This window comes from Pseudomonas silesiensis (genome assembly GCF_001661075.1).
Taxonomy (GTDB): domain Bacteria; phylum Pseudomonadota; class Gammaproteobacteria; order Pseudomonadales; family Pseudomonadaceae; genus Aquipseudomonas; species Aquipseudomonas silesiensis.
The window spans coordinates 1,487,638-1,512,274 of the sequence record NZ_CP014870.1 but is presented as its reverse complement, the minus strand read 5'-3'; the positions used below and the strand labels follow the sequence as shown (position 1 = coordinate 1,512,274).

Annotated in this window: 23 protein-coding genes; 8 read left to right on the top strand and 15 right to left on the bottom strand. The window is 60.4% G+C overall.

Features of this window, described 5'->3' with window-relative positions; all coding sequences use genetic code 11:
- Positions 1-58 precede the first annotated feature (58 nt).
- The 5 genes from mnmC (at position 59) to PMA3_RS06855 (ending at position 7,461) form a co-directional block, all read left to right on the top strand.
- A complete protein-coding gene (mnmC, locus tag PMA3_RS06875; RefSeq protein WP_064676455.1) occupies positions 59-2,041 on the top strand; it encodes a bifunctional tRNA (5-methylaminomethyl-2-thiouridine)(34)-methyltransferase MnmC2/FAD-dependent 5-carboxymethylaminomethyl-2-thiouridine(34) oxidoreductase MnmC1 in 1,983 nt (660 codons plus the stop codon).
- Between the two features lie 124 nt (positions 2,042-2,165).
- Complete coding sequence (locus PMA3_RS06870; protein WP_064676454.1) at positions 2,166-3,938, top strand: N-acetylglutaminylglutamine amidotransferase; 1,773 nt, start codon at positions 2,166-2,168, stop codon at positions 3,936-3,938.
- A 3-nt stretch (positions 3,939-3,941) separates the two neighbouring features.
- Positions 3,942-5,690, top strand: coding sequence for an N-acetylglutaminylglutamine synthetase (gene ngg / locus PMA3_RS06865; RefSeq protein WP_064676453.1), 1,749 nt, complete (start codon positions 3,942-3,944; stop codon positions 5,688-5,690).
- 164 nt (positions 5,691-5,854) lie between these two features.
- Positions 5,855-7,045 carry an osmoprotectant NAGGN system M42 family peptidase gene (locus tag PMA3_RS06860; RefSeq protein WP_064676452.1) on the top strand — a complete coding sequence of 397 codons (1,191 nt, stop codon included), beginning with the start codon at positions 5,855-5,857 and terminating at the stop codon, positions 7,043-7,045.
- Between the two features lie 188 nt (positions 7,046-7,233).
- Positions 7,234-7,461, top strand: a complete 228-nt coding sequence (locus PMA3_RS06855) for a YheU family protein (protein WP_003199186.1) — start codon at positions 7,234-7,236, stop codon at positions 7,459-7,461.
- 5 nt (positions 7,462-7,466) lie between these two features.
- On the opposite strand, the gene csrA is transcribed toward PMA3_RS06855, so the two are convergent.
- From csrA to PMA3_RS06840, 3 genes are all read right to left on the bottom strand, one after another.
- The gene (csrA, locus tag PMA3_RS06850; RefSeq protein ID WP_064676451.1) at positions 7,467-7,658 is read right to left on the bottom strand and encodes a carbon storage regulator CsrA; all 192 of its coding nucleotides are present in this window, start codon (positions 7,656-7,658) and stop codon (positions 7,467-7,469) included.
- A 154-nt stretch (positions 7,659-7,812) separates the two neighbouring features.
- Entirely contained in the window at positions 7,813-8,145 is a 333-nt protein-coding gene (locus tag PMA3_RS06845; protein WP_064676450.1) for a YnfA family protein, read from the bottom strand.
- A gap of 64 nt (positions 8,146-8,209) precedes the next feature.
- Positions 8,210-9,025: an SDR family oxidoreductase gene (locus PMA3_RS06840; protein ID WP_064676449.1), complete on the bottom strand. Its 816-nt coding sequence runs from the start codon at positions 9,023-9,025 to the stop codon at positions 8,210-8,212.
- Between the two features lie 279 nt (positions 9,026-9,304).
- Between PMA3_RS06840 and PMA3_RS06835 the strand changes: the two genes are divergently transcribed.
- The gene (locus tag PMA3_RS06835) at positions 9,305-9,463 is read left to right on the top strand and encodes a DUF3309 family protein (protein ID WP_178084746.1); all 159 of its coding nucleotides are present in this window, start codon (positions 9,305-9,307) and stop codon (positions 9,461-9,463) included.
- Between the two features lie 46 nt (positions 9,464-9,509).
- On the opposite strand, the gene PMA3_RS06830 is transcribed toward PMA3_RS06835, so the two are convergent.
- The 10 genes from PMA3_RS06830 to PMA3_RS06785 form a co-directional block, all read right to left on the bottom strand.
- On the bottom strand, positions 9,510-11,621 hold the full coding sequence (locus PMA3_RS06830; protein WP_064676448.1) for an LTA synthase family protein: 2,112 nt from the start codon (positions 11,619-11,621) through the stop codon (positions 9,510-9,512).
- Positions 11,622-12,118: 497 nt separating this feature from the next.
- Complete coding sequence (locus PMA3_RS06825; RefSeq protein WP_064676447.1) at positions 12,119-12,724, bottom strand: START domain-containing protein; 606 nt, start codon at positions 12,722-12,724, stop codon at positions 12,119-12,121.
- A 41-nt stretch (positions 12,725-12,765) separates the two neighbouring features.
- Entirely contained in the window at positions 12,766-13,020 is a 255-nt protein-coding gene (locus PMA3_RS06820) for a YkgJ family cysteine cluster protein (protein ID WP_064676446.1), read from the bottom strand.
- Positions 13,021-13,182: 162 nt separating this feature from the next.
- Entirely contained in the window at positions 13,183-13,662 is a 480-nt protein-coding gene (locus tag PMA3_RS06815) for a hypothetical protein (protein WP_064676445.1), read from the bottom strand.
- Between the two features lie 77 nt (positions 13,663-13,739).
- The gene (locus PMA3_RS06810; RefSeq protein ID WP_064676444.1) at positions 13,740-15,179 is read right to left on the bottom strand and encodes an aminotransferase-like domain-containing protein; all 1,440 of its coding nucleotides are present in this window, start codon (positions 15,177-15,179) and stop codon (positions 13,740-13,742) included.
- Positions 15,180-15,390: 211 nt separating this feature from the next.
- Positions 15,391-16,203, bottom strand: a complete 813-nt coding sequence (locus tag PMA3_RS06805) for an OmpA family protein (RefSeq protein ID WP_064676443.1) — start codon at positions 16,201-16,203, stop codon at positions 15,391-15,393.
- On the bottom strand, positions 16,200-16,556 hold the full coding sequence (locus PMA3_RS06800) for a DUF4398 domain-containing protein (RefSeq protein ID WP_064676442.1): 357 nt from the start codon (positions 16,554-16,556) through the stop codon (positions 16,200-16,202). The genes PMA3_RS06805 and PMA3_RS06800 overlap by 4 nt, the downstream gene beginning before the upstream one ends.
- A 9-nt stretch (positions 16,557-16,565) precedes the next feature.
- Entirely contained in the window at positions 16,566-17,390 is an 825-nt protein-coding gene (locus PMA3_RS06795; protein ID WP_064676441.1) for a substrate-binding periplasmic protein, read from the bottom strand.
- Between the two features lie 212 nt (positions 17,391-17,602).
- Positions 17,603-18,532 (bottom strand): electron transfer flavoprotein subunit alpha/FixB family protein, encoded by a 930-nt coding sequence (locus PMA3_RS06790; RefSeq protein ID WP_064676440.1) that lies wholly within the window; start codon positions 18,530-18,532, stop codon positions 17,603-17,605.
- A 2-nt stretch (positions 18,533-18,534) separates the two neighbouring features.
- The gene (locus tag PMA3_RS06785; RefSeq protein WP_064676439.1) at positions 18,535-19,284 is read right to left on the bottom strand and encodes an electron transfer flavoprotein subunit beta/FixA family protein; all 750 of its coding nucleotides are present in this window, start codon (positions 19,282-19,284) and stop codon (positions 18,535-18,537) included.
- A gap of 549 nt (positions 19,285-19,833) precedes the next feature.
- Between PMA3_RS06785 and PMA3_RS06780 the strand changes: the two genes are divergently transcribed.
- Positions 19,834-21,498 carry an electron transfer flavoprotein-ubiquinone oxidoreductase gene (locus PMA3_RS06780; protein ID WP_064676438.1) on the top strand — a complete coding sequence of 555 codons (1,665 nt, stop codon included), beginning with the start codon at positions 19,834-19,836 and terminating at the stop codon, positions 21,496-21,498.
- 185 nt (positions 21,499-21,683) lie between these two features.
- Here PMA3_RS06780 and PMA3_RS06775 read toward each other — a convergent pair whose 3' ends face one another.
- On the bottom strand, positions 21,684-22,574 hold the full coding sequence (locus PMA3_RS06775) for an AraC family transcriptional regulator (protein ID WP_064676437.1): 891 nt from the start codon (positions 22,572-22,574) through the stop codon (positions 21,684-21,686).
- A gap of 202 nt (positions 22,575-22,776) precedes the next feature.
- Here PMA3_RS06775 and PMA3_RS06770 point away from each other — a divergent pair, with 202 nt between their 5' ends.
- Positions 22,777-23,829, top strand: a complete 1,053-nt coding sequence (locus PMA3_RS06770) for an NAD(P)-dependent alcohol dehydrogenase (protein WP_064676436.1) — start codon at positions 22,777-22,779, stop codon at positions 23,827-23,829.
- Here the strand turns inward: PMA3_RS06770 and PMA3_RS06765 are convergent.
- Entirely contained in the window at positions 23,826-24,629 is an 804-nt protein-coding gene (locus tag PMA3_RS06765; RefSeq protein WP_064676435.1) for an IclR family transcriptional regulator, read from the bottom strand. The two genes, PMA3_RS06770 and PMA3_RS06765, sit on opposite strands and share 4 nt — an antisense overlap.
- Positions 24,630-24,637: the final 8 nt, after the last annotated feature.

The following is a 24,637-nucleotide window of genomic DNA, read 5'->3' as shown; positions in this document are numbered from 1 at the left end:
CGCGAGCAAGCTCGCTCCTACAGGCTAGAATGGCCGCCTTGCCGTTGCCGAGCCTGCCATGAAACCTCTATTGCCCCACGCCCAGCTCGACTGGGACGACCAAGGCCTCCCGCGTTCGCGGGTGTTCGACGATGTCTATTTTTCGGATAAGTCGGGCCTTGATGAAACCCGTTACGTCTTCCTCGAGCAAAACAATCTGCGTGAACGCTTTGCCGCGTTGCCTGTGGGCGGGAGGCTGGTGATCGGTGAGACCGGTTTCGGCACCGGATTGAATTTTCTCTGCGCCTGGCAGTTGTTCGAACAGCACGCGGTGGCGGGTGCGCGGCTGCATTTCGTGAGTGTCGAAAAGTATCCGCTGAGCCTGCCGGACCTGCAGCGGGCGCTGGCTTTGTGGCCCGAGCTCAAACCGTTTGCCGAGCAACTGCTGGCGCAGTATAGGGCGATCCATCAAGGCCTCCAGCGGCTGATCCTGGACAATGGCCGGGTCGTCCTGACCTTGCTGATCGGTGATGCCCTGGAGCAATTGCCGCAGCTGGACGCACAGGTCGACGCCTGGTTTCTCGACGGCTTCGCCCCGGCGAAAAACCCCGACATGTGGACCGCCGAACTGTTTGCGGAGCTGGCACGCCTGGCCGCGCCTGGCTCGACCCTCAGCACCTTTACCAGCACCGGTTGGGTGCGTCGGTTGCTCAATGCCGCGGGTTTCAAGATGAAGCGCACCCCGGGCATCGGCCACAAATGGGAGATCCTGCGCGGCACCTTCCTCGGCTGGCCTGAACAAACCCAGGCACCCGCGGTGGCCAAACCCTGGTTCGCCCGCCCGGCACCGTTGACTGGCGAGCGTCGGGCGCTGGTGATCGGCGCCGGCCTGGCTGGTTGCGCGACGGCCGCCAGCCTGGCTGCACGGGGTTGGCAAGTCAGCCTGCTGGAACGCCACGATGCGCTGGCGCAGGAAGCGTCGGGCAATCCTCAGGGTGTGCTGTATCTCAAGCTTTCGGCCCATGGCACGGCGTTGTCGCAATTGATCGTCAGCGGCTTTGGCTACACCCGACGCTTGCTTGAACATTTACAGCGGGGCGTCGACTGGGACGATTGTGGCGTCCTGCAACTGGCGTTCAACGCCAAGGAAGCCGAGCGTCAGGCGCAATTGGCCACCGCCTTTGCGCCTGACCTGGTGCATCTGCTCGATCAACCGCTGGCCCAGGCACGGGCCGGCATCGCCCTGGAGCACGGCGGATTATTCTTCCCGGAAGGTGGCTGGGTTCATCCGCCAGCGCTGTGCCATTGGCAGGCGTCCTCGGCGAACATCCAGTGGCTGCCCCATCGCGATGTACTGGAACTGCGCAAGGTTGATGATCAGTGGCAAGCCTGGGGCGGCGATGAGTTGCTGGCCAGCGCCCCCGTGGTGATCCTGGCCGGTGCCGCCGAGATCAAGCGTTTTCCACAAAGTGCCGAGCTGCCCCTCAAACGCATTCGTGGCCAGATCACCCGACTGGCGCAAACAGCGCAAAGCCAGAGCCTGACCACCGTGGTCTGCGCCGACGGCTATGTCGCGCCGGCTCGACTGGGTGAACACACACTCGGTGCCAGCTTCGACTTCAAGAGCGATGACCTGACCCCGACGCTCGCCGAGCACCTGGGCAACCTGGCGTTGCTCGAGGAGATCTCCCCCGACCTGGCCACTCGACTGCAGGCTCGGGAACTGGACCCGCAGCAGCTAGAAGGTCGCGCCGCGTTCCGTTGCACCAGCCCGGACTATCTGCCGATCGTCGGCCCGTTGGCCGAGCCAGCAGCGTTCGTCGACGCCTACGCCGTACTGAGCAAGGACGCCCGGCAAGTACCGGACGTTCCCTGCCCCTGGCTCGAGGGTTTTTACCTCAACAGCGGCCACGGTTCCCGCGGCTTGATCACCGCGCCACTGTCGGGCGAATTGCTCGCGGCATGGATCGAAAACGAACCGTTGCCCCTGCCCCGTTCAGTCGCAGAGGCCTGTCATCCCAACCGCTTTGCCCTGCGCCAATTGATCCGCGGAAAAGTCTGAAATCTTGTCTTATAACTTATCGGTCTAAAACTACGGGGATTCACCCGGGTCAGTTTCTGAGTACCCACCGTTTTTGGTGCGGTATCGCTTGACCCTCCCCAACGGAAAAACCGGTAAGGACTTTATGTGCGGATTAGCTGGCGAGTTACGCTTTGATCATCAACCTGCGGACCTTGCAGCCGTTGAACGAATCACCCATCACCTGGCCCCTCGCGGCCCTGACGCATGGGGCTTCCAGGCCCAAGGGCCGATTGCCCTGGGCCATCGTCGCCTGAAAATCATGGACCTGTCGGACGGCTCGGCGCAGCCGATGGTCGACAACCAACTGGGCTTGTCCCTGGCCTTCAATGGCGCTATCTACAATTTCCCGGAACTGCGTACCGAACTGGAAAGCCTGGGCTACGCCTTCTATTCCGGCGGTGACACCGAAGTGCTGCTCAAGGGCTATCACGCCTGGGGCGAAGCGCTGCTGCCCAAGCTCAATGGCATGTTCGCCTTCGCCATCTGGGAACGCGACGCCAAACGCCTGTTCATCGCCCGCGACCGTCTGGGCGTGAAGCCGCTGTACCTGTCGCGCACCGGCCAGCGCCTGCGCTTTGCCTCGTCCCTGCCGGCGTTGCTCAAGGGCGGCGACATCAACCCGATCCTCGATCCGGTGGCGCTCAACCATTATCTGAACTTCCACGCCGTGGTCCCGGCGCCGCGCACCTTGCTGGCGGGCATCGAAAAACTGCCACCGGCGACCTGGATGCGCATCGATGCGGACGGTACCACCGAGCAGAAAACCTGGTGGACCCTGCCCTACGGCCCCCACGCCGACGAGATGGACCTGACCCTCGAAGACTGGCGCGACCGTGTGCTCGAGAGCACCCGCGATGCGGTGGCGATTCGGCAACGGGCGGCGGTCGATGTGGGCGTGCTGCTGTCCGGCGGTGTCGATTCGAGCATGCTGGTCGGGCTGTTGCGGGAAGTCGGCGTGGAAAACCTGTCGACCTTTTCCATCGGTTTCCAGGATGCCGGCGGCGAGCGCGGCGACGAGTTCCAGTATTCGGACCTGATCGCCAAGCACTACAACACGCAGCACCACCAACTGCGCATCGACGAAAAAGAGATCATCGAGCAACTGCCTGCGGCGTTCCGCGCCATGAGCGAGCCGATGGTCAGCCACGACTGCATCGCCTTTTATCTGCTGTCCGGGGAAGTGGCCAAGCACTGCAAGGTGGTGCAGAGCGGCCAGGGCGCGGACGAGTTGTTTGCCGGATACCACTGGTATCCGCAAGTCGACGGCGCCGCCGATCCTTATGCCGCCTATCGCGATGCATTTTTTGACCGCAGCTACGACGATTACGCCGCCACCGTGCAGCCGAAATGGCTGACCGCCAATGACGCAGCGGGTGACTTCGTCAAAGAACATTTCGCCCAGCCCGGCGCGGATGCCGCGGTGGACAAGGCCTTGCGCCTGGACAGCACGGTGATGCTGGTGGACGACCCGGTCAAACGCGTGGACAACATGACCATGGCCTGGGGCCTGGAAGCGCGCACGCCGTTCCTCGACTACCGCCTGGTGGAATTGTCGGCCCGGGTGCCGGGCAAATTCAAACTGCCGGATGGCGGCAAGCAAGTCTTGAAAGAAGCGGCGCGGCTGGTGATTCCGAGTGAAGTGATCGACCGCAAGAAGGGTTATTTTCCGGTCCCGGGCCTGAAGCACTTACAGGGCGACACGCTGAACTGGGTGCGGGAACTGCTGCTCGATCCCAGCCAGGATCGCGGTCTGTTCAAGCCAGAAATGCTCGATCGCCTGCTGACCGACCCGCAAGGCCAGTTGACCCCGTTGCGCGGCTCCAAGCTGTGGCAATTGGCGGCCCTGAACCTGTGGCTCAGTGAACAAGGAATCTGATCGATGAAACCCCATGCCACGGCTTATAGCCAACGCTTGTTGCGCGGTCAGGCGCCCTCCTACGAACGCTTGCAGGCGCGCCTGGCCGAAGACGGCAGCGAATTGGGCGCGGCGCCGATCGCCGTGCATTGCGGCTGGGGCCGGTTATTGATCGGCCACACCTTTGCCGACCCGGCGAGCCTCGCCCGGGAGTTGCTCAACGAGCAGCCTGGCGAACGCGACATCGCCCTCTACGTTGCCGCGCCTCAGCAAGTGTTGGGGCTGGAGCCGGCACAACTGTTTCTCGACCCGTCCGACACCTTGCGTCTGTGGTTCAGCGATTATCGGCAGTCCACCCGGGTGTTTCGCGGGTTTCGCATTCGCCGGGCCCAGAGCGATGCGGACTGGTCGGCGATCAATCAGCTGTATCAACTGCGCGGCATGCTGCCAATCGACCCAAGTCTGCTTACCCCGCGTCATCAAGGCGGCCCGGTATTCTGGCTGGCCGAAGATGAGGACAGCGGCGCGATCATCGGCAGCGTCATGGGTCTGGATCATCACAAGGCGTTCAACGACCCGGAAAACGGCAGCAGCCTCTGGTGCCTGGCCGTCGATCCGCAATGTTCGCGACCGGGTGTTGGTGAAGTGCTGGTGCGGCACTTGATCGAACACTTCATGAGCCGCGGCTTGAGCTACCTGGACCTGTCGGTGCTGCACGACAACCGCCAGGCGAAAAGTCTTTACGCCAAGCTGGGTTTTCGCAACCTGTCGACCTTCGCCATCAAGCGCAAGAACAGCATCAATCAGCCGCTGTTCCTCGGTCCGGGACCGGAAGCCGAGTTCAATCCGTATGCGCGGATCATCGTCGAGGAAGCGCACAGGCGCGGCATCGACGTGCAGGTCGATGATGCCGAGGCCGGTCTGTTCACCTTGATCCATGGCAGTCGGCGGGTACGGTGCCGCGAATCCTTGAGCGACCTGACCAGTGCCATCAGCATGACGCTGTGCCAGGACAAGAGCCTGACCCACAAGGCGCTGAAAAAGGCCGGCCTGAACCTGCCGGCGCAACAGCTGGCGGGTAACGCGGACGACAATCTGGCGTTTCTCGATGAGTACGAACGGGTGGTGGTCAAACCCCTGGACGGCGAGCAGGGTCAAGGGGTCGCGGTGGATTTGCGGACCATCGAAGAGGTCCAGCAAGCCATCGAGGCCGCCCGCCAGTTCGACAGCCGCGTGCTGCTGGAAAGCTTCCACGAAGGCCTCGACCTGCGGATCGTAGTGATCGGTTTCGAAGTGGTCGCCGCCGCGATCCGCCGACCGGCCGAAGTAGTGGGTGACGGTCAGCATGCCATCGGAGCGCTGATCGAAGCGCAGAGTCGACGGCGTCAGGCCGCCACCAGCGGTGAAAGCAAAATCCCGCTGGATCATGAGACCGAGCGTACCCTGCAGGCCGCAGGTTACGACTACGAGAGCGTGCTGCCGGCTGGCGAGCATCTGTTCGTGCGGCGCACGGCGAATCTGCATACCGGCGGCATTCTCGAGGATGTCACGGCGATCCTGCATCCGACCTTGATCGATGCGGCGGTGCGTGCGGCGCGGGCGCTGGATATTCCGATGGTCGGGCTCGACCTGATGGTGCCCGCGGCCGATCAGCCGGAGTATGTGTTTATCGAAGCCAACGAGCGCGCCGGCCTGGCCAACCATGAACCGCAGCCGACGGCGGAGCGGTTTGTGGATTTGTTGTTTCCCCATAGTCAGCCGGCGGGCTCTTAGAGATGTAGTGCCCGGACTGGCGCCTTCGCGAGCAAGCCCGCTCCCACACTTTTGACCGCATTCCCCTGTGGGAGCGGGCTTGCTCGCGAAGGCGTCGGTTCAGGCAACCAGGATTCTTTCCCCTCATCGAAACCATCGATGTTCGTTACTCATCAGGAGTTTCCATGACCAGCAAAATTCCCGAACCGGATCTCAACTACCTGCAAAAAGTCCTGCTGGAAATGCTCGCCATTCCCAGCCCGACCGGGTTCACCGACACCATCGTGCGCTACGTCGCCGAACGGCTTGAAGAACTGGGCATTCCCTTTGAAATGACCCGGCGCGGGACCATCCGTGCCACGCTCAAAGGCAAGAAGAACAGCCCGGACCGGGCCGTGTCCGCGCACCTGGACACCATCGGCGCGGCGGTGCGCGCGATCAAGGACAACGGCCGCCTGACCCTGGCCCCGGTCGGCTGCTGGTCCAGCCGGTTTGCCGAGGGCAGCCGGGTCAGCCTGTTTACCGATAACGGGGTGATCCGCGGCAGCGTGTTGCCGCTGATGGCTTCCGGGCATGCCTTCAATACCGCCGTGGATGAAATGCCGATCAGCTGGGATCATATCGAGTTGCGTCTGGACGCCTATTGCGCCACCCGTGCCGATTGCGACTCCCTGGGGATCAGTGTCGGCGATTTCGTCGCCTTCGACCCCTTGCCGGAGTTCACTGAAAGCGGCCACATCAGCGCCCGTCACCTGGACGACAAGGCCGGTGTTGCCGCCTTGCTGGCGGCAATGAAAGCCATCGTCGATAGCGGCGAAGAGTTGATGATCGACTGTCATCCGCTGTTCACCATCACTGAGGAAACCGGCAGTGGCGCGGCGGCAGCGTTACCCTGGGATGTCAGCGAATTCGTCGGCATCGACATCGCTCCCGTCGCGCCGGGCCAGCATTCCAGCGAACACGCGGTGAGCGTGGCGATGCAGGACTCCGGCGGGCCTTACGACTATCACCTGTCGCGCCACCTGCTGCGACTGGCCAGTGACAATGAATTGCCGGTGCGCCGCGACCTGTTCCGGTATTACTTCAGCGATGCGCATTCGGCGGTAACTGCCGGCCACGACATCCGCACCGCCCTGCTCGCCTTCGGTTGCGACGCCACCCACGGCTACGAACGCACCCACATCGACAGCCTCGCCGCGCTGAGTCGTTTGCTGGGTGCCTACATCCTCAGCCCGCCGGTATTCGCCAGCGATGCCCAGCCGGCGAAGGGATCGCTGGACAGGTTCAGTCATCAGATCGAACATGACACGCAGATGGAAAGCGATACCCGGGTGCCGTCGGTGGATAGCCTGGTGGGGCAGCGGTCGGAGAGCTGAGTCTCTTTTGAGATGTATAGCGCTTGCACCATCGCCTTCGCGAGCAAGCTCGCTCCCATAGGGGTACACCGTCAACTGTGGGAGCGGGCTTGCTCGCGAAAGCTGTAGATCAGGCGACAGATAAGCCGCAGGCTAGCCGAAATCAATCATTCGCCGTAGCATCCCGCCATTGTTTAGCCGAGGTGCCCATGCTGATCCCCCACGACCAACTTGAAGTCGACACCCTGACCCGTCTGATCGAGGATTTCGTCACCCGTGACGGCACCGACAACGGTGATGACACGCCGCTCGAAACCCGCGTACTGCGTGTTCGCCAGGCCTTGACCAAGGGTCAGGCGCTGATTGTCTTCGACCCGGAAAGCGAGCAATGCCAGTTGATGCTCAAGCACGACGTGCCCAAGCACTTGTTCGACTGAGACCTTCAGCGCGCCTGTTTTTTCTTCTTCGGCAGTTTGAGCTGGATGCGTTCGTAGACCTCGGACCGGTGCACGTTGACGCTCTCGGGCGCTTCGACGCCGAAGCGCACCGTGCCGCCGTTGACCGCGACAATGCGCACAGAAATGTCGTCACCGATAGAGATCAATTCGCCGACAACGCGACTGAGTATAAGCATGGCATTCGTCCTTCAGGATTGTTTGACCCTGAAGATGCCCGGCCCACGGCGGGTGTTCAATGCAAGGACGGCAAATCAGTCCTCCCCTACAGCTCATCAAGCAAGCCGGTGAAGGAAGGGTCTGACAAATCACCGGCGTTGTAGGACTTATCTGTCAGGATGGGTAAAAGCGCGGCCCGAACAGGATGACACTCGCCCCGATCACGCACAGCGCCACGCCGACCCAGTCGGAGCCCAACGGACGAATCCGCTCGACCACCGCCAGCCAGCCAATCGACGCAATGATGTAGATGCCACCGTAAGCGGCATAGGCGCGACCGGCATAGGTCGCTTCGATACGGGTCAGCAGCAACGCAAACAGCGTCAGGCTGAGCAACGCCGGCACTATCCACCAGGCACTCTTGCCTTGGCGCAGCCACACCCAGAAGGCGAAGCAGCCGGCGATTTCAAACAGCGCGGCGAGGAAAAACCACAGGTAGTTGAGCATGCAAACGTCTCGCGAGGATGGCCGGTTGCGGCCACCCTAGCGACGGTGATGCCCGGGGGCAAGTTCAGCCTGCGGTTTGTTTGGCCTTGGCGCGCATCTTGTCGGCCATGACCATCATTTCGTCGTAGAGCAGTTGCGGGTTCTTCTGCTTGAGCGCCCAGGCCATGCGGCCCTGTTCATGGGGCAGAATCATGAATTCGCCGGCGCCGACCTGTTGATAAATGTAGTCGGCAATGTCGGCAGCGCTGATCGGCGAGCTTTCCAGCAATTTACCGACCTGGGCCTTCATGGCCGGCGTCGGGCCGCGGAAGGAATCAAGCAGGTTAGTCTGGAAGAATGAAGGGCACACCACATGCACGCCGACTTCCTGCTGCGCCAGTTCGATCAGCAGGCTTTCGGACAAGGCCACCACGCCCGCCTTGGCGACGTTGTAGTTGCTCATGGCCGGGCCTTGCATCAGCGCGGCCATCGATGCGATGTTGATGATCTTGCCTTTGCTTTTTTCCAGCAGCGGCAGGAAGGCCTTGCAGCCCTTGACCACCCCCATCAGGTTGATTGCGATCTGCCAGTCCCAGTCCTCCAGGGACAGCTCACTGAAGAACCCGCCCGAAGCAACGCCGGCGTTGTTGACGATGACATCGATGCCGCCCAGTTTCTCTTCGCAGGCTTGGGCGAAGGCGGTCAACTGGCTGTAATCGCGTACATCGCAACGCTGGATGAAACCGTCGCCGCCGGCTTCGCGAACCTGTTTCAGGGTTTCGTGCAGACCGGGCTCGCTGACATCCGACAAAGCCAGTTGCCAGCCTTCACGCGCCCAGCGCAACGCGATTTCGCGACCTAAGCCTGAACCTGCGCCAGTGATCATCATGCGGTTTTGCATAGCGAACAGCCTTGTTGTTCCGGGGAAGATGTGTCGAGTGTAGCGAAGGACATTGCCCGACCCACACTCCATCAGATTGCTGAATGGCTCAGGCAAACCGGGGAAGTGCCCGCAACCAAATAATGGAGTAAAAAAGAAATAAGCCTATCTCCGAAAAACATTAAAAAAACTTGGAATTTTCCTTCATGTGCAACAGTCGGATTTATTAAGCAGCCTGGTTTATAGCATCACGGCTGAGCGTTAAACGCCAGGTAGTTCCAGAACACTTCCAACAAGGAAATAAACATGGGCACAATTCTGATCATTATCCTGATCCTCCTGCTGGTAGGTGGTTTACCGGTCTTCCCGCACTCCAGAAGTTGGGGTTATGGGCCGTCGGGTATCATCGGCGTGGTGTTGGTGGTGCTGTTGATCCTGCTGTTGCTGGGCAAGATATAAAGGTTTAACAGGCAAAAAAAGAGGCCCTTTCAAGGGCCTCTTTTTTTTATTTCGCTTCGACTATTACGTCCGGCTTGCCGTCGACCACACCGGCGGTGTTGTCGATCAGGCTCTTGGTTGCCGTTTGCAGGAACGCTTCGAGCTTGAGTTTCAGCTCCGCCGTTCGCGGCGCATCCGCAACCACCTCGGCACCCGGCGTAGCACCGAATTCATAGCGGTACATTTTCGGCGCCATGTCCTTATCCTTGGGCAGCACCAGAACCTGGTCGGCCGTGATAATGGCCGTGGTCTGCTCGCTGCCCGACGGCTTGATCACACCAAAACCGGTATCGCCCTCTGGAAGGTTGAGCAGGTCGCGTCCCCAGCACTGGTGGCGCACTTCGCCACCGATCCGGCCCATGATGGTCGGCACGATGTCGATCTGGGTGCCCACGGTATGGTCACGCTGGCCGAACTTTTCCTGGATGCCCGGGGCGATGAACAGCATCGGCACGTTGAAGCGGCCCAGGTCCATTTCGGTGATCTGACGCTCGTTGCCAAACCCGTGGTCACCCACGACGACAAACAGCGTCTCCTTGAAATACGGCTCCTTGCGGGCCTTTTCAAAGAACTGGCCGAGCGCCCAGTCCGAGTAGCGCATGGCGGTCAAATGCTCGTTCAGACTACCGCGATCGGTGACGCGCTCGACCGGCAAGGGCGTCGGCAAGGCGTATGGCGTGTGGTTGGACAGGGTTTGCAGCAGTGCATAGAACGGCTTGCCGTTTTCCCGCGCCTTGAGCTCGACCAGACCACGGTCGAACATGTCCTGGTCGGACACGCCCCAGGTCGGATCGGAGAACACCGGATTGACGAAGTCGTTACGACCAATGAAGTTGGTCATGCCCTGGTTGCTGAAGAAACCCGACTGGTTATCCCAGGCGAAGTCACCGTTGTAGACGTACACGTCGTCGTAGTCACGGGCGCTGAGCAATTGCGGCAAGCCGGACAGCTTGTGACTGCCCTCGGGCGTTTGCATCAGGTATTCGAAACCCGGCAGGTTCGGGAAGCAGGCCATGGTGGCGAACATACCCTGGTGGGTATGGGTGCCGTTGGAGAAGAAACGGTCGAACAGCAGGCCTTCCTTCGACAGCTTGTCGAGGTATGGCGTGATATTGCCTGGGGCACCCAATGCGCCCACCGAGTGACCTGCCATGCTTTCCATCAGGATCACGACGACGTTCTTGATCGGCAGGGTCTTGTCGGCCGGAGGCGTGTAATCGCGACGCACGGCGGCAGTCTCGCCATCCACCAGCTTGTCATCCGGCATCACCAGCAGGTCACGCACGATTTGCTGGGCTTGCGGCTGCGGCAGCGTGGCTTTCCAGACGTTGTCGCGGTCCTCGGACATCCGGCTCTTGGCCGCGGCGACCAGCGACAATGTACCGTTGAGGCCCAGCTGGTTGGCGAAGTTGGAGTCGGTGGTGTAGACGTCACCCCAACGCATCGGCGGACCCTGGCGCAGGGTGCCACGGGCAGCGATTACGCAGACCAGCAGGCAGACCACGAACACCGCGATGCGCGAGTACCATGGGGCGATCTGGCGGGTGCTGACACTGCCGCCGCTGAATGGACCGCGAGGACGGGTGGCGCGGTCGGCGCCTTTGAACGCCAGGGTCAGGATCACCGTGCCCACGACCCAGGCCAGCAGGTAGCGGACCACCGGGAAACCGTACCAGAGCATGCTGGACACGGTCTTCGGGTCTTCCTTGATGTACTGGAAGACCAGGCCGTTGAGGCGCTGGTGGAACTCGCGGTAGAAGTCCATCTCCACCAGGCCGAGGAACAATGCAATGCTCGAGACGACGGTCAGCCAGAGACGGAAGAACCCGCGGGCGGCCATGGCCCGGGCGCTGAACAGTGCCAGCACCAGCGGAACGCTGAGGTAGACCACCAGTCGCAGGTCGAAACGCAGACCGTTGGTGAACGCTTCGAAAAAGGTCGAGGCCGGTGTGTCGAGGATCATCTCGCGGTTGTAGACCAGCAGCGCGACGCGCAGCAGGGTGAACATGACCATCATGACCAGGGCACACAACAGCGTGTAGGCCAGATGCGATTTGACGGTCGGTTGCAGCAGGCGACTAGAAGCTCGCTGCTGACTCAGGGCGTCCGGGTTTGCCATGTCGTTTTAGGACCCATTGGAAGTTGAAGTTTCAAAGATACGGCGGCGCCTTGCCCTCTGTTGGCCAGGTTGTCGGCCCCGGGGCTTGCGCGGTGCGCAAATGTTGCACGATCGTCTGCGGCATTGCCATTGATTACTGACCGGTGTGCGCGGCGCGGGGCGAATTGTCTTGGAGGCGTTGTGAAAATTTTGTGCAACGTATATCTGGAAACAAAATAAAGTTCCCAGATCTGATGCCGTTTTGATTGTGTACATATCCGTTGCTGCGGTAACGGCTACCTAGGGTTCCGCCCCCCCAAAAAAACGCCGAACCCTGTAGGAGCCCGGCTTGCCGGCGAAGGCGTTCTCGTGGGCGATGCAAGGCTTGAGGGTGCCTTCGCCGGCAAGCCGGGCTCCTACAGTTTGATCGGGGTACATCCGCGAGGAATCAAGTAACCCTCGATCTCAAATAACAAACGCTCCGAAAAAATCGGGGCGTTATATCAAGAGCGCGGCCATTACTTCTCGGCACGTTCTCTCAGGGCTTTCAAGGTATTGAACGGTGCATCGACCACAAACTTGTTGGCCACCATCGACGGAATGCTGCCGCCCGGCTCTGTGTGCACCTGATAAATCACTTCGATCTGGTCGCCTTTGGGCACGAACTTCCAGAAACCGTCGACCTTGGTGACCCGCACGAAGCCTTTTTCCTCAGGAAGGTACTTCGGAACGCCTTCGAGTTTACGGGTCAGGCTGCCATCGGCGCCCTCGACTGTGGTGACATGCATCACCGAGTCACGCGGGGTAACCGGCCAGGGCGTATTGAACTGGGTGTAGGTCCAGCTCTGATTGCCTTCGCGCTTGAGCAACTTCAGGCTCTTGCATTCGTGAATCCAGGCGCAAGTGCCTGGCAGGTCTTCCTGCAAGGCACGCAGTTTGGCAATGGTGGTCTTCATCAGGGTGACGCCCTGGTAAGCCTTGTAATCGGAGCCAGCCACTTCACTGAGAGAGATCTTGATCCCGTCTTCGTTCTTGGCGACTTTCCAGTCTTCGGCCTGGGCGACCGATGTGGCCAGCACAACCGTCAACCCACAGAGCACAGCCATACGATGCAGCGAACCCATAATCTTATTCCTTATTGTTGAAGTTCCGTTCGTTGACCCCATCACGCCGCCGTCATTCGCTCCCACCATCCCAGCAATTTGATCGCTTCCTCACTGCTGTTTCCGCACACTTCGGCATCGGCTGCAAATGCCGAACACACGGCGGGACGTTCCGCCTTGCCGAAAATACTGCACAGGTTTTCTGAAGAGAGTTGAACGCAGCGTTCTCCCGCGGCCTTGCCATTGGGCATGCCGGGAATCGCTGAACTGATGGACGGGGCAATGCAACAGGCGCCACAGCCTTCACGGCATTTCATGACGACGAGCTCCTCGCGACGGGCGATGGGTTAAAGACGAGGCACAGGGTAACCGCTAAAACGGTCGTTTTAAATTACCTGGATCCGGTTTTTTCGCTCAAACGAACGTGACTGACCAGTCTCCGACAAAGTGTCTGGCCAACGGGTCACAGATGGCGGCAATTACCTCTTGAACTCGAACTCCAGCGCAGCGCCTTCCACGTCCCGGCGCTCCTCATTACGCAGTTGTAACTGCATTTCGTTACTGATCAGCCTGCCGTTGAGTTGGAACGGTGTGCTGTCGGCCTTGTCGCCGAACATTTGCGGCAGTACGGGATCGCGCCGCGGCAAGGGTACCGACCCGATGGGTTTGAATTCCTCGGCCATCTCCTCGGGCAGGCTCAAATCCAGATCGGCCGAAGGCAGCCTGATCTTCGCCACTTCACTGGCGGATTTGGACTTGGAGGCAATCGGCGCGCGTTTCTTCACTTTGGCCGCTTTCTTTTTGACCTTGGTCGCTGCGGCCTTCCTGGTCGGTGCCGGTTGTTTCGAGGTGGCGCTGGCTGCCGGTTTTTCCGGGACGGGAGCTGCCATGATGCCTGCCACCGGAAACGTCATCAGCAGGCATATCGACAGCCACACGGCGGGGAAAATCGCTTTCATGGACCCAACGGCACAAACGGCAGGAGTCATATGCTGGCCTGTTGCACGCAACAAGACAAGCACAGCCTGTCCACCCGTCAAAAACCGCCGGCCATCTCCTGACAGAGTTGGGTGGCGAGCATGCCCAGGGTCATCAATGCACGCTCGGCTTCACGGTTCCAGGGGATGCCGCAGTTCAGGCGAATGCAGTGATTGAACTGTTCGGTGTTACTGAAAATCAGCCCTGGCGCGATGCTGATGCCCTGTTGCAATGCGCGCACATGCAGTTCCTGAGTGTTGACCCTTCCCGGCAAACTGACCCACAGAATGAAGCCGCCGGTCGGCCGGGTCATCTGCGTGCCTTCGGGAAAATGCTGTTGCACCGCCAACTGGAAGGCGCTGAGGTTCTTGCGGTACTCCTGCCGGATGTAGCGCAAGTGCCGGTCGTAACCACCGTTCTCCAGATACGCTGCAATGCCCATCTGGGTGACGCTGCAGGCCGAGTGGGTGCTGAAGGTCTGCAAGCGCTGGATTTCCTGTTGGTACTTGCCGGCAATCATCCAGCCGATTCGCACGCCCGGCGACAGGGTTTTGGAGAAGCTCGAGCAATAGATCACCCGATCCAGCCGATCGTAGGCCTTGAGCGCCTTGGTGCGACCCTGCTCGAACATCAGTTCGCCGTAGATATCGTCTTCGACCACCTGGATATCGAAATCCGAGGCCAGTCGCAGCAGTTGCTTCTGGCGCTCTTCGGGCATGGTGCCGCCCAAGGGATTGCTCAGACGAGTGGTCAGCACCAGCGCCTTGATCGACCACTGGTTGGCTGCCAGTTGCAGGGCTTCGAGACTCATGCCGGTTGCTGGATCGCTGGGAATCTCGATGACCTTCAGGCCCAGCAAGTCAGCCAGCTGCAACAAGCCGTAGTAGGTCGGCGACTCGGCGGCGATCAAGTCGCCCGGCCGGGTCAGCACGCGCAGAGACATCTGCAGGGCGTCGACGCAGCCGTGGGTGATGACCACTTCCGAGGGATCGACCACCACGCCGGCATCACGCATGCGAATCGCCACCTGGCGCCGCAAGGGTTCGAACCCGGGGCTGAACATGTAGCTGAATGCCCGCGGACTATGGAAACGGGTGACTTTGGCCAACTGCTGGTGCAGCGCCCTGACCGGTAGATAATCGACGCTCGGTACCGCTGCGCCCAAGGGGAACACGCCCTCGCGGCGGGATTCGACCAACACTTGCTGAATGATGCTGCTGCGGGTGACCAGGCCGGGCCGCTCGACCCTGGCGATGTCCGGCGTCGGCGCGGTCAGCGCGGGGGTCTGGTGCACGTAGTAGCCCGACTGCGGCCGGGCACGTATCAGCCCCTGATCCTCGAGATTGGCGTAGGCCTGCAACACCGTCGCATGGCTGACGTTGAGCTGCGAGCTCATCTTGCGTACCGAAGGCACGCGTTCCCCCGGTTGATAGACACCCCGGCGGATGTCTTCAGCCAGTTGTTGAGCAATACGTTGGTAAAGCAAAAGATTGGTCATGACGCAGCACTCGATTTCACGGGCATTTTATTCTTGTGTGAAACAATACCGGAACAGTTTAGAAGTGTACGGGGACAGTTGCCACAATAGTCGACAGTACAGTCCAGTGTCAGCAAAATCTGTACTGCTTTATTGGCATGGCGCTAACGATTGTCAGGCGCAAAAAAACCCGGCGCTGCTGGGCAGGCCGGGCTTTCCAGTAACGCAACCCTTAGCGGGTAGCGCCCAGCTGGCCGTTTTCATCGGAGAACACAATTTCCACCCGACGGTTCTGCGCGCGCCCCCGTTCCGAGGCATTCACGTCCACCGGGTATTCATCGCCGTAGCCTTCGACCTGGATGCGTTTGTCGTCGATGCCCAGGTCCATCAGCACGTTCGCCACCGATTGCGCACGGTCGCGGGACAGCTTGAGGTTTTCCTGCTTGCCGCCAGTACTGTCGGCGTAGCCTTCGATGCGCACGACGCGCTTGGGGTTGAGCTGCAGGAACTGCACGATCTTCAACACCACGCGGTTGGCCGAACTTTTCAATTCCGCTTCGCCGGTATCGAACAGCACATCGCCCAAGGTCATCACCAGGCCACGGTCGGTCTGGGTGGTGGCCAGTGCGAGAATCTGTTCTTCGAGCCACTTGCCCTGTTGTTGCACGCTGAGCAATTTGGATTCGCGCAAGGCCAGTTGCAGGCGCTGACGCTCCAGCTCAAGCTTCGCCGCGCGCTCTTCGTTGAGCACCTGGTTGGTGTGTTCACGGGCGATTTCGCTGTAGCGCTGGCTCAGGTAAGCGTAATGCTGCACGTCGGATCCGCTGCCCCAGTAACTGGACAGGCGATCGGCGCGGGCCAGGGACTCACCGGCGCGAATCACGTCCTTGGGCGCAATTCGCAGGACGTTGGAGTCTTCCTTGACCTTCTGGAAATCAACGCCCGCCTGCTGCAACGCGGCCTCGCTGTGCTGACCGGCACAGCCCTGAAGGCCTGCACAGGCTACCAGGAGCAAACCCCCGAGTACTTTGCAATCGAAGCTCATTGGGCATCTCCCAGTTGCTTGCGCAAACGGGTGATGCGGGTATTGAGCACGTTCAACTGTTCTTCACTCTTGCGGGTCAGGACCCGGGCTTCGGCCAGGCGCGCATCCAGCTCGGCCTGTTCGGCCCGCATGCGCGCATGTTTGTAGGATTGATCGACCATGTCGCCCTGGGCACGGCTGAATTTTTCTTCAGCCAGTTTCAACTCCGGCACATCGTCGGCGGTGGCACCCACGGCTTTTGCTTGTACAAGCGCCTGTTCGGTCAGGCGTATTTGTTCATTCGGCGCCGGATCGGCTGCACAACCCGCCAGAGCCAGAACGGCCAGGGCAGCGAAAAGAGGTCGGATACTCACTAAAAATCCCTACTGTTTTGGGGTACTGGCGGGTCGTTGCTGCTGCAGCTTCCAGCGCTCGACATTGCGTTGCAATGCAGCTTCCGTCAGTCCGGACGCGGCCAATTCTGTCATCTTTTTAGCCAGCTGTCCGCGTAACCACGGATCGTTGCAGGCGGAGTTGTGGGAGACCGCAAGGAACAGACCGGGTTTGTCGGCCGGTTGAGGACGCGCGACCAGGTCATTGGCCATGCTCAGTGACTGCGCGGCCGCCATGCCCGAATAGCGTCCCGCCAGGACGAATTCCACCTCGCCCAACAGCAACTTCTGAAAAGCCTGGGTCAGATTGGCCGTGCGCGCGAGGGTCAATTGCTGCTCGGCGAAGGTGCCGAATGCCGGGGTCAAACGGGCCTTTTCCGATAAAGCGCCAGGATGACCGTGGAGGTCCTGCACCTGGTTGTAGACCAGTGCCGAGTCTTTTCGGGTCCAGACCAGGTAATCGTTTTCCAGCAATGGCGGATGAATGTAATCCAGGGATTCCAGCCCACTGACCGTCAACGGCGCATCGGCCAGCATGTCCATGCGCCCACTGCGTACTTCGTCCCAAGCCTGGGAGCGTTTGCCGGCGTACAGCAGTTCGACCTTGATCCCCAACTCCCCCGCCACCTGCTGCAACAGATCGGCACCAGCGCCGATCAGCCGTTTGGGGTGCTGCGGGTCTTGCCACAGGTAAGGGGGTGCGTCCGGACTGCCGGTGACGACCAGGCGTTCGCACTTGCCTGCGGCAACAGACAGCATCGGCAACACCGTCAGGCCCAACAGCATTGACCAACTGAACATGCGGCGCAATTCCATGGCGGTACACTCCCCTAACCCGGTTATATCTCCTGTAGGAGCGAGCTTGCTCCGGGCGGCGTTCCGACGATGGTCTCAATGGCAACGCGTTTATTCAGACAGAACGCATTATCGTTAACGTCCATCGCGAGCAAGCTTGCTCTTACACAGGAAAAAAGCGAAAAAAAAAGCCCGACCAAAAGGTCGGGCTCTTTATAAGTGAAGCCGCTGGATTAGACCAGCTTCTCCAGCTCAGGGATCGCTTCGAACAGATCCGCCACCAGGCCATAATCGGCCACCTGGAAGATCGGCGCTTCTTCGTCCTTGTTGATCGCAACGATCACTTTGGAGTCTTTCATGCCGGCCAGGTGCTGGATCGCGCCGGAGATACCGACCGCGATGTACAGCTGTGGAGCAACGATCTTGCCGGTCTGACCGACCTGCATGTCGTTGGGTACAAAACCTGCGTCGACCGCGGCGCGGGAAGCACCGACGGCAGCGCCCAGCTTGTCGGCCAGGGCGTACAGGTGTTTGAAGTTGTCGCCGTTCTGCATGCCGCGGCCGCCGGAAACGACGATTTTGGCAGCGGTCAGTTCCGGACGATCGGACTTGGCCAGTTCTTCGCCGACGAAGCTGGAGATCGCAGCGTCGTGGGCAGCGGCAACGGCTTCAACGGCAGCCGAACCACCTTCAGCGGCAACCGGGTCGAAACCGGTAGCACGCACGGTGATCACTTTCACCGCAGCGTTGGACTGAACGGTAGCAATGGCGTTACCGGCATAGATCGGGCGCTTGAAGGTGTCGGCGCTTTCTACCGAGATAATCTCGGAGATCTGGTCAACGTCCAGCTGAGCGGCAACGCGCGGCAGGATGTTTTTACCGTTGGAAGTGGCGGCAGCCAGGATGTGGCTGTAGCCCTTGCCCAACTCGGCAACCAGAGGAGCAACGTTTTCCGGCAGTTGATGAGCGTAGGCAGCGTTGTCGGCCACCAGCACTTTAGCCACGCCAGCGATTTTTGCAGCGGCTTCAGCAACAGCACCCACATTCTGGCCAGCGACCAGAACGTGAATGTCGCCACCAATTTTGGCGGCAGCAGCAACGGTATTCAGGGTGGCAGGAGCCACAACCTTGTTGTCGTGTTCAGCGATTACCAAGATAGTCATGATTAGATTACCTTCGCTTCGTTTTTCAGTTTCTCGACCAGTTCAGCCACCGACTTGACCTTGATACCCGCGCTGCGTGCAGCCGGCGCTTCGACTTTCACGGTCTTGTTGGTGGAGGCGGTGGAAACACCCAAAGCGTCCGGAGTCAGCACTTCGAGCGGCTTCTTCTTGGCTTTCATGATGTTTGGCAGGGACGCATAACGCGGCTCGTTCAAACGCAGGTCGGTGGTGACGATGGCCGGCAGTTTCAGGGAAACCGTCTGCGCGCCGCCGTCGACTTCGCGAGTCACAGCAACGGAGTCGCCGCTGATTTCGACTTTCGACGCGAAGGTGCCCTGACCGTAGCCGCTCAGTGCAGCGAGCATCTGGCCAGTCTGGTTGTTGTCGCTGTCGATGGCTTGTTTGCCAAGGATCACCAGCTGTGGCTGTTCCTTATCGACAACCGCCTTGAGCAGCTTGGCAACGGCCAGGGAAGTCAGATCTTCAGCGGATTCGACGAGGATGGCGCGATCGGCACCCAGAGCCAGCGCGGTGCGCAGTTGCTCTTGAGCGGTGGTCGGGCCGATGGAGACGACGACGATTTCAGTCGCAACACCTTTCTCTTTCAGGCGTACGGCTTCTTCCACTGCGATTTCGCAGAACGGGTTCATCGACATCTTGACGTTGGCGAGGTCGACGCCGGAATTGTCCGCCTTGACGCGAACCTTGACGTTGTAATCCACAACGCGTTTGACAGCTACAAGAACCTTCATGGATTCCTCGTTACTCTCCGGTGAAAAGAAGTCGCCTAGGCGAACCTGGCGGTTTGTTACTCATCGGCGCAAGGGCACCTCTAAAAACGCTGGCAGGTGAATCAGGTGAACCTTGCTCACGAGGTTGAAGACCGTTCGTCAGTGGTGACCGACAAGTCATTCGTTATCGCGGCGTGTAAACTGCGCCCCAGGGGTCGCAAACGCATCACCTTGAACTTGCCACCGCCCTGTCTTTAGAGGTGCTCTTGAAACCAACAGTCAGCCTACGGCGAGCGCAAAACCGCCCGTATCTTGACCGGAACACCTATTCCGGTCAATACGGCAAAATGGCCAGTCATTAGCCGCGTGACTTTGATTTCTCTGGCTTTGCGCCGATTCAAACAAACGTTTGTATTGGACGCTGGGAGTGGTGTAGATATAATGCGCCACCTTAGAGAGAAAGGTGGTTTATTCGATTGTCCTTTTCCTGCCTCGTGCAGGCATTCATGGATGCGACACCCAACCTCCAATTAGAAAAAAAACTGTTGAGCCTTGAGTAGGAGATAACCTGTGGAACGCGAATACATGGAATTCGACGTGGTCATCGTCGGTGCCGGCCCCGCGGGTCTTTCCGCCGCTTGCCGCTTGAAACAGAAGGCCGCCGAAGCCGGTAAGGAAATCAGCGTCTGCGTGGTCGAAAAAGGCTCCGAAGTCGGCGCACACATTCTCTCCGGCGCGATCTTCGAACCCCGCGCCCTGAACGAACTGTTCCCGGACTGGAAGGAACTGGGCGCGCCGCTGAACACGCCGGTGTCCCGCGATGACATCTTCGTACTCAAGAACGCCGACAACGCGCAGAAAATCCCTGACTTCTTTGTGCCCAAGACCATGCACAACGAAGGCAACTACATCATCTCCCTGGGCAACCTGTGCCGCTGGCTGGCCCAGCAGGCCGAGAACCTCGGTGTGGAAATCTACCCGGGCTTCGCCGCCCAGGAAGCGCTGTTCGACGAGAACGGCGTGGTGCGCGGGATCATCACCGGCGACCTGGGCGTCGACCGCGAAGGTCAGCCGAAAGAAGGCCTGTACACCCCGGGCATGGAACTGCGCGGCAAGTACACGCTGTTCGCCGAAGGTTGCCGTGGCCACATCGGCAAGCAACTGATCAAGCGTTTCAACCTCGACAGCGAGGCCGACGCCCAGCACTACGGCATTGGCCTCAAAGAAATCTGGGAAGTGGATCCGGCCAAGCATCAACCTGGCCTGGTGGTGCACACCGCCGGTTGGCCGCTGGACATCATGGGCACCGAGAACACCGGTGGCTCCTTCCTCTATCACCTGGAAAACAACCAGGTGGTGGTCGGCCTGATCGTCGACCTGTCCTATAGCAACACCTTCCTGTCGCCCTTCGACGAATTCCAGCGCCTCAAGCATCACCCGGTGCTCAAGCAGTACCTGGAAGGCGGCAAGCGCATCAGCTATGGCGCCCGCGCCATCTGCAAGGGTGGCCTGAACTCGCTGCCGAAAATGGTGTTCAAGGGCGGCGCGCTGATCGGTTGCGATCTCGGCACCCTGAACTTCGCCAAGATCAAAGGCAGCCACACAGCCATGAAGTCCGGCATGCTCGCCGCTGAATCCGTGGCTGACGCACTGTTTGCTGAAAAAGACGGCACCGAAGAGCTGACCACCTACGTTGACGCCTTCAAGAACAGCTGGCTGCACGAGGAACTGTTCGCCAGCCGCAACTTCGGCCCGGCGATCCACAAATTCGGCGCGATCGTCGGCGGTGGCTTCAACTGGCTCGACCAGAACATCTTCGGCGGCAAACTGCCGTTCACCCTGCACGACACCAAGCCGGACTACGCGTGCCTGAAGCTCGCGGCGGACTGCAAGAAGATCGACTACCCGAAACCGGACGGCAAGCTCAGCTTCGACAAATTGAGCTCGGTGTTCATCTCCGGTACCAACCATGAAGAAGAACAGCCCTGCCACCTGAAGCTGACCGATCCGAGCATCCCGATCGCCAAGAACCTGCCGCTGTACGATGAGCCTGCCCAGCGTTACTGCCCGGCCGGTGTGTATGAAGTGGTGACCAAAGAAGACGGCGAGAAGCGCTTCCAGATCAACGCCCAGAACTGCGTTCACTGCAAGACCTGCGACATCAAGGACCCTGCACAGAACATCACCTGGGTGGCGCCGGAAGGCTCCGGCGGACCGACTTATCCGAACATGTAAGTCAAACGTCTGAACATCAAGGCTCCCGAAACGGGGGCCTTTTTGTTGCCCGAAATCCAGGCATCACCACCAAACCAATGTGGGAGCGGGCTTGCTCGCGAAAGCGGTTTATCATCCAACATTGATGTCGACTGACACATCGCTTTCGCGAGCAAGCCCGCTCCCACATGGGGATTATCGGTGTATCAGGCGGCGCGTTCATCGCCGGGACTGCGCTCGAAATAGCGCTTGTACTCACGACTGAACTGCGACGTGCTCTGATACCCCACCCGATGCGCCACCTGCGCTACGCCCAACCCTTCGCCCAGCAACAACTGCTGGGCCCTGAGCAAACGCAAACGCTTCAGGTACTGCACCGGCGACAACAAGGTGCTGCGCTTGAAATGCTCGTGAAAGGTCGACGCACTCATGTTCGCGCAGCCGGCCAGGGTTTCGACGTTCAACGGCTCGGTGTAATGCGCATGCAGGTGACTGAGCGATGCCGCGATCCGGGCGAACTGGCCCTGCTGCTCTACCAGCGCCCGCAGCACATCGGCTTGCGGTCCGCGCAAGGCGACAAACAACAATTCGCGCAATCGGGCCTGTCCCATCACCTGGCATTCCAGCGGATCGTGCAGGCAACGCAACAGCCGCTCGACACACCCGCGCATCGCATCATCGAGCACTGCCGAGGTCATGGACTCCGGCGTCTGCGCAGCAATCGTGCGTCCCGCCACCAGCCCCATGGCCAATACCAATTCGCCCAGCAACACACGGTCGATCGCGATGGAAACGCCCAGCATCGGGCCATCTGGCGCCGAAAACGTCTCGCACTCGAACGGCACCGGCAAGGCCTGAATCAAATAATGCCCGGCGCCGTACTCCAGCGTACGCGGCCCCAGATACGCCAGTTTGCTGCCCTGGGCGATGATGACCAGGCTCGGTTCGTAGATCTGCGGGCCTCGGGCCACATCGCAACTGGCGCGCAAAACCTGAACACCCGGCAATGGGGTGGGCGCGAAACCATCGCGAGTGGTCAGCGGCTGGATCAATGAAACCAGGGTGGCATTGGCATCGAGATGACGGGTCAACAGCATGGGCCGCTCTTCACAAAAAAGTCGCAGAAAAAGTCATGGAATCGGGATGAAAGCATCATCGCAGGTCTGATGGCCAATGCGAGTCCGCCGCGGCGCAAGCCGGAGGATTAGGCATGACACCCGGAGGAATCGCCATGGCCGGTGGCAGGCCCGGCGCCCAAAATGCGCCACCTCACCTGTCACTGCTAATGCGAGGTTCCTCATGTACACCGCCATCGGATATGCCGCCCAATCGGCCACCACTCCCCTCGCCCCCGTAAAATTCGAGCGCCGCAGCCCACGGGCCGACGACGTTGCCATCGATATTCTCTACTGCGGCGTGTGCCATTCCGACATCCACCAGGCACGCAACGAGTGGGGTATTGCCGTGTACCCGCTGATGCCCGGCCACGAGATCGTCGGCAAAGTGACCGCCATCGGTGCGAACGTCACCCGACACAAGGTCGGCGATCTGGTCGGCGTCGGCTGTATGGTCGATTCCTGCCGCAACTGCGAAGCCTGCCAGTCGAATCTCGAGCAATACTGCCTCGAAGGCCCGACCATGACCTACGCCACCCCGGACCGGATCGATGGCAGCAACACCATGGGCGGCTATTCCGACAGCATCGTGGTCAGCGAACACTTCGTCGTGCGCATCCCTGAAAAACTCGACCTGGCCAGCGCCGCGCCGATCCTTTGCGCCGGCATCACCACCTACTCGCCACTCAAGCACTACGGGGTGAAGGCTGGCGACAAGGTCGGCATTCTCGGCATGGGCGGCCTCGGCCACATGGGCATCAAGTTCGCCAAGGCCATGGGCGCCGAAGTGACGCTGTTCACCCGCTCGGCAAGCAAGGCCGAAGAAGCTCGCCGTCAGGGTGCGGACCATGTGATCGTGTCCACCGATGCCGAACAGATGAAAGCGGCGGCCGGTCATTTCGACTTCCTGCTGGACACTATTCCGGTGCAGCACGACCTCAATCCCTACCTCGACACCCTGCGGTTCGACGGGGTGCACATTCTGGTGGGCCTGATCGAACCGGTGGAGCCGCCGGTGCATGCCGGCAAATTGGTAATGAGCCGTCGCGTACTGGCCGGCTCGCTGATCGGTGGCATTGCCGAAACCCAGGAAGTGCTGGATTTCTGCGCCGAGCACGCCATCACCTGTGACATCGAAATGCTCGACATCCGCCAGATCAACGAGGCTTACAGCCGCATGATCGCCGGTGATGTGAAGTACCGCTTCGTGATCGACATGGCGACGTTGAAGGTCTAAACCTTCAGGCCCAACTCCGCCGACAGCCGGGCTGTGACTCCTTTGATCAGGGGGATCAGCTCGGCCATTTTGTCCAGCGGCATGTAGGGCACGGTGCTGGCGATACTGACGCCAGCGACGATGCGCTTGCTGGCATCGCGGATCGGTGCCGCCACACAGCGGATCGACGGTTCGTTGTCTTCCAGATCGAAGGCGTAACCGCCCGCGACATACTCGAGCATGCGCTGCTGAAACTGCTCCCAGGATTGCTCCGGGTGCTGCGGCCAGAACTGATTTTTCCCACCTGCCGGCAGGCTGACTTCGTACAGCCGCTGCCATTCTTCCTGCGTGTCATCCAGCATCAGCGCCTTGCCGATCCCGGTACGCGCCAACGGCATGCGGTGGCCGACCCGCGAACGCATTTCCGGGCCATTGCGTCCCGGATTCTTGTGCAGATAGAGCACCTCGTCGCCTTCGCGAATCGCCAGGTGAATGGTGTCGCCGGTCAATGCCGACAGCTGATCCAGGTACGGCCCGGCCAGGGTTACCAACGGCAGTTCTTCGCGCGCCTGGAACCCCAGTTCGATCAGCTTCGGCCCCAACAGATAGCCGATTTGCGGCACCACTCGCAGGTAACGTTCATCCACCAGACAGCTGGCCAGACGATGGGTGGTGCTGCGCGTGGTGCCGATCAGCCGGGCGATTTCCTTGAGATCACGGGCGCCACTGGCCACGGCCTGAACCACACCCAGGCCGCGAAGCAGTGTCTGGGTGCCGGTCGGTGCGGCGTCCTTGGCGATTTTCGGGGCGTCTTCCTGCATATCCAGCC